This window comes from Azospirillum doebereinerae (assembly GCF_003989665.1).
Classification (GTDB): domain Bacteria; phylum Pseudomonadota; class Alphaproteobacteria; order Azospirillales; family Azospirillaceae; genus Azospirillum; species Azospirillum doebereinerae.
In genome coordinates this window covers 1-4,817 of record NZ_RZIJ01000064.1, presented here as the reverse complement: position 1 = coordinate 4,817, position 4,817 = coordinate 1, and the positions used below count along the sequence as shown (strand labels likewise).

7 protein-coding genes and 1 pseudogene are annotated in these 4,817 nt (G+C 64.7%); 4 read left to right on the top strand and 4 right to left on the bottom strand.

Annotated features, from left to right (window positions below):
- Positions 1–153: 153 nt before the first annotated feature.
- Positions 154–783, bottom strand: a pseudogene (locus tag EJ913_RS32270) (oxidoreductase); the annotation flags it as partial.
- Positions 726–1,028, bottom strand: a complete 303-nt coding sequence (locus EJ913_RS33345) for a beta/alpha barrel domain-containing protein (RefSeq protein ID WP_425321139.1) — start codon at positions 1,026–1,028, stop codon at positions 726–728. The gene EJ913_RS33345 and the pseudogene EJ913_RS32270, both read right to left, overlap by 58 nt.
- On the opposite strand from EJ913_RS33345, the gene EJ913_RS32265 reads away from it, so the two are divergent.
- Complete coding sequence (locus tag EJ913_RS32265; protein WP_211099088.1) at positions 942–1,136, top strand: hypothetical protein; 195 nt, start codon at positions 942–944, stop codon at positions 1,134–1,136. The two genes, EJ913_RS33345 and EJ913_RS32265, sit on opposite strands and share 87 nt — an antisense overlap.
- 9 nt (positions 1,137–1,145) lie before the next feature.
- Positions 1,146–1,862 carry an SDR family oxidoreductase gene (locus EJ913_RS31140; protein WP_127005213.1) on the top strand — a complete coding sequence of 239 codons (717 nt, stop codon included), beginning with the start codon at positions 1,146–1,148 and terminating at the stop codon, positions 1,860–1,862.
- A gap of 124 nt (positions 1,863–1,986) precedes the next feature.
- On the opposite strand, the gene EJ913_RS31135 is transcribed toward EJ913_RS31140, so the two are convergent.
- Complete coding sequence (locus tag EJ913_RS31135; protein ID WP_127005212.1) at positions 1,987–3,009, bottom strand: zinc-dependent alcohol dehydrogenase family protein; 1,023 nt, start codon at positions 3,007–3,009, stop codon at positions 1,987–1,989.
- Positions 3,010–3,136: 127 nt separating this feature from the next.
- On the opposite strand from EJ913_RS31135, the gene EJ913_RS31130 reads away from it, so the two are divergent.
- Together EJ913_RS31130 and EJ913_RS31125 are read left to right on the top strand one after the other, a co-directional pair.
- Positions 3,137–4,030: a LysR family transcriptional regulator gene (locus EJ913_RS31130; protein WP_127005211.1), complete on the top strand. Its 894-nt coding sequence runs from the start codon at positions 3,137–3,139 to the stop codon at positions 4,028–4,030.
- 75 nt (positions 4,031–4,105) lie between these two features.
- Positions 4,106–4,318: a DUF4287 domain-containing protein gene (locus tag EJ913_RS31125; protein ID WP_127005210.1), complete on the top strand. Its 213-nt coding sequence runs from the start codon at positions 4,106–4,108 to the stop codon at positions 4,316–4,318.
- Between the two features lie 116 nt (positions 4,319–4,434).
- Here EJ913_RS31125 and EJ913_RS31120 read toward each other — a convergent pair.
- The coding region (locus EJ913_RS31120) for a helix-turn-helix domain-containing protein (protein ID WP_425321138.1) at positions 4,435–4,817 on the bottom strand (383 nt) is incomplete at its 5' end.

Here is a 4,817-nt window from a genome sequence, read left to right as displayed (position 1 = left end):
CGGTGCCGCCGGAACTGTTCGCCGAGGAGGTCCGCGCGAGCTTTCGCTACTCGCGTTGACGGTACGGCAGCTCTCTTCGGGGATAGGCGAACCCTGCAAGAGACAATTCCAGGGCTTGTCAGCCGACCGAGCACAGCTACACCAGATGCTGGCCTATGGCTCAACGCTCCGGTACGACCAGCGGAGAACATACGCGCGCGGATAATCCATGTAACCCTCGTCTCCCTGGGTGAACCAAGCCCGTTGATCGTCGGGAGTCAACGGCAGTCCCTCGGCGACGCGCTGCGGGAAATCCGGGTTCGCGATGAACGGGCGGCCGAAGGTCTCGGGGTCGCCCGTTCCGGCGTCGAGTTCGGCCCGCGCCCGCGTGACGTCGAAGTCCGAGTTCAGCAGGGGCGGCCCCTTGAAGGCTGGGTGGATCTGGGACGCCAGCGGGCCGAGGTAGCCGATGCCGAACGTTCCGTCGAGCGGTGGCTCCCGAAGCTCGAGGTGGGCGATGCCGATGGACGACAGCGCCTCCGACGCGGCAGTGAACAGCGGCGGCGGATCGCTGTCGCGCACGCCCTGGGTCTCGCCGTTCGGCGACAGGCGGACGCCCGTCCTGTCGGCGTTGACAGCATCGGCAACAGCCTGGGTCACTTCACGCAGAAGGCGGATGCGGTTGAGGATCGAACCTCCGTAGGCGTCGTCCCGGAAGTTGCTGCTATCCCGCAGGAACTGGTCGATTAGGCAGCCGTTCGAGCCGTGGATCTGCACCCCGTCGAACCCGGCCTCCCTGACGTTCCGGGCGGCCGCGGCGAGTCGGCCAGAATGCTAGGTATCTCGTCGACCCGCAGCGCGCGGGACGCCGTATAGGGCTGCTTTCCCTGGTAGGTGTGCGCATGCCCCGGCGCGGTCGTCACCGAGGACGAGACCGGCTGTGCACCGCCCAGGAAACTTAGATGGACGACGCGGCCCATATGCCACAGCTGGGCGACGATCCGGCCGCCGGCCTCGTGCACCTCGTCTGTCACCCGGCGCCAACCCACGATCTGTTCGGCGGACCAGATGCCGGTGGCGTAGGGCCAGCCGAGGCCCTGCTCGAGATGCCGATCGCCTCGCTGACGATGAGACCGGCTGAGGCCCGCTGGCCGTAATAGTCGGCCATCATCGGAGTCGGAAGGTGGTCGGCCGCCATCGCCTACGCACGGGAAGGCGCCGATGTCGCCATCAACTACTTCCCGACCGAGGAGCCCGATGCACGCGACGTCATCGCGCTCATCGAAGCGGGGGGGCGCAAGGGCATCGCCCTGCCGGGCGACCTGCGCGACGAGGCGTTCTGCCGGACGTTGGTCGCCGACGCGGTCGCCGGTCTCGGCAGGCTCGACAGCCTGGTCAGCAACGCCGCGCGCCAGCAGACCCGCGCGTCGATCCTCGACCTGACCAGCGAGGAGTTTGACGCGACGATGAAGACGAACATCTACGCGCCGTTCTGGATCATCAAGGCGGCGTTGCCGCATCTGAAGCCCGGTTCGGTCATCATCGGTACGACCTCCAAGCAGGCCGCCGACCCGTCGGGCGAGTTCTACCAATACGCCATGACCAAGGCGGCGACCTCGAACTACGTCCGGTCGCTCGCCAAGCAGTTGGCGCCCAAGGGCATCCGCGTCAACGGCGTGGCTCCGGGGCCGATCTGGACGCCCTTGCAGGTCAGCGGCGGGGCGACCCAGGAGAAGCTGATGCACTTCGGCGAGGAGACGCCGATGGGCCGGGCCGGACAACCGGTGGAACTCGCTGGAATCTACGTGCAGCTTGCCGCAGACGACGGCAGCTTCGCCACCGGGCACGTCTACGGCTCCGCTGGCGGCGGCGGTCTCCCATAAGGACGAGAGGTCATCCAGCGGGTCGGCCGCGGTGAACCGCCACCAGAGAACGCAGGATGCTCTGCCTGCATAGACCGCGCCGGTGGATGAGCTTTGCGGCTCGGCGAGAGGCAACATCCAGGCATCACGCGATCTCGATGACGATCTTGCCGAAAGGCCCGCGGTCGAGGTTCTCGAAGGCCGCGGGCAGATCGGCCAGCGCGTAGCGCGAGCCGATGACGGGCTTCAACTCCGTGCGATCAACAGCCCGGACAAGGTTCTCCAGCCCCTGTCGGCTGCCGGTTCCAATGCCGTGAATGGTGACGTCCTTCATCATCAAGGGCATCGCCGGAGCGGAGATGTCGAACCCCTCCAAGGCGCCGATCTGGCAGATGTGGGCACCAACGGCAGCCACTTGCACCGACTTGCCGAGATGCGCTCCTCCGATCACGTCCAGGACGTGGTCGACACCACGGTCGCCCGTCACCCCGTAGATGGCATCAAGCCAATCCTCGCGATGGCGATCGATGTAATGGTCGGCCCCCAGGGACAAGGCGCGCTGACGGTTGTCGGGATCGCCGGAGACGATGACCTCGGCGCCGTGTGCCTTGGCGATCAGCAGGCCGAACAGGGCGACGCCTCCCGTACTCGGTATCATGACGGTCTGTCCGGCGCGTATGCCAGCCCGCTCCACGAGCGCGAACCAGGCCGTCAGCCCTGCGCAAGGCAGCGTGCTCGCCTCCGCGTCCGACAGCGTGAGCGGCGCCCGAACGAGCCACTCCTCAGGCAGGACGACATATTCCGCCAAGACGCCGGGATAAAATCCGCCCAGGGTCCGGTACGCTGGCGTGCGGGCGTTTCCGGGGCGGGTGCCGTCGATCCAGTCCGGCGTGAAGGTCGAGATGACGCGGTGACCGACAGCGAAGCGGGTGACGCCATCGCCGACTTCGACCACAGCGCCGGAAAGGTCGGATCCGGGCGTGAAGGGGAAGGTGATCGGGAGTCCTCGTCCCGTCTCTGCAACCATCTTGTCACGGTGGTTCAGCGAAACCGCGGCCACCTTCACCAGCACCTCGCGCGGGCCTGGCGAGGGTATCGGTTGTTCCCGCAGTTCGAGCCGATCGCGACCGATCGCGTCCATCTCCCAGCGCCGCATCGTCCCTGCCATTCGGATCACCTTGTGCTCTCGCGCGACCGGGAGGATCCCATCGCTTTGCCGATGCATAGGTCGCACAGTTGATTGATGGCGATAATCCGCCATAATCGGCACATTCTACTGCACGGGATGCATCAATATGCGCGGGTCGGATTTTGCAGAACTCATGGGTTTCCTCGCCGTTGCGGAGGAACGGAGCTTCCGGCGGGCTGCTCAGCGGCTCGCCATGTCGCCCTCCGCGCTGAGCCACAGCATTCGATCCCTCGAGCAGCGCCTGGGCACCCGGCTCCTGAACCGGACAACGCGCAGCGTCGCGCCAACGGTGGCTGGTCAGGCTCTTTTCGACCGGCTGCGACCGGCCATCGCCGAAATGGATGGTGCCGTTCGGGACGTTGGCGCGTTTCAAACGCAGCCCAGCGGCACTGTGCGTCTGAACACGCCGCGGATCGCCGCCCGCCTGGTCGTAATGCCGAAGCTGGCGGCTTTCCGAACCGCCCATCCCGGCGTTCGGCTCGATCTCGTCATCGATGACGCCATGACCGACGTCGTGGCCAAGGGCTTCGATGCGGGCATTCGCTCAGGCACTCTCGTCCACCAGGACATGACCGCCGTAAGACTGACCGCGGATCTCCGCATGGCCGTGGTCGGCTCGCCCGCATACTTCGCCGCCCATCCTCCGCCCAAGGTTCCTGGCGACCTTCAGGATCATGTCTGCCTGACCTACCGCTGGCAGGACACCGGCGCCTTGTACCGCTGGCACTTCGAGGGACCCGATGGCGCGATGGACATCACCGTCGAGAACATCCTAACCGTGAACGACACGGATTTGCTCCTCGAAGCCGCCTTGCAGGGCCTCGGTCTCGCTTTCCAACCCGAGAGCTTCGTGGCGGCGAGCTTGGCCCGCGGTGAACTGGTGCGGGTCCTGGATGAATGGTGCAAACCATTCTCGGGTTTTCATCTCTACTATCCCAGGAGGCCCCATATGCCAGCAGCACTGCGGGCCTTCATCGACTTCGTGAAACTCCCACGTTAGCGCGTCAACCGATTGTTGAGCCGAAATCCGCAGATGATTATGCTGGCGGTTATGCGGTGTGGAGCATGACCAAACATGGCTGATGAACCGATCAAGGGACCCGCCTCCTACTTCCCGTCCATCGAAAAGAAGTACGGGAAACCTATTGCAGATTGGCAGGAGCTCATTCGTAAGCACCTGCCCGCAAAGCACATGGAATTGGTCACCATGCTGAAGAACGATCACGGGATGGGCCACGGCCACGCCAATGCGCTGGTGGCGCACACGTTGGCAGCCGAAAAAAGCTAGGCCGCTCTCCGGAAACCTCTCCTCGGCCTCGATGCCGCCAAGCCGGATGGCTCGGTCGATCGCTTCAAGCTCTCCATGACTTCGCTCCTTTTCCCGACAGTGCTAAGACGCCAGAATTAAGCGGCCCGCATCAGCTCGTAGGGTTGAATCAAGATCTCCGGTGGAATGCGGAGCTCCTCAGACAGACGGCGGATCATTGACAGAGACAAGGCCCGGCGACGGTTGAGGACTTCGGACACGCGACCGCTGGAGCCGATGATCGGTTCCAGATCGGCGCGCGTCATGCCACGCTGTTCCATCATGAATTCGATAGCAGCGATAGGATCGGCAGGCGGCATCGGGTGGTGCCGCCGTTCGTACGCTTCGACCAGCGTCATTACGAGATCGAGGCGATCACCTTCGGAAGTGTCGGGTTCCGCATCCCACAGACCTTCGATTTCGGCGAGTGCGGCGCGGAAGTCGGTATCGGTCTTGATCGGTTTCTCACGCCTTGGCACCA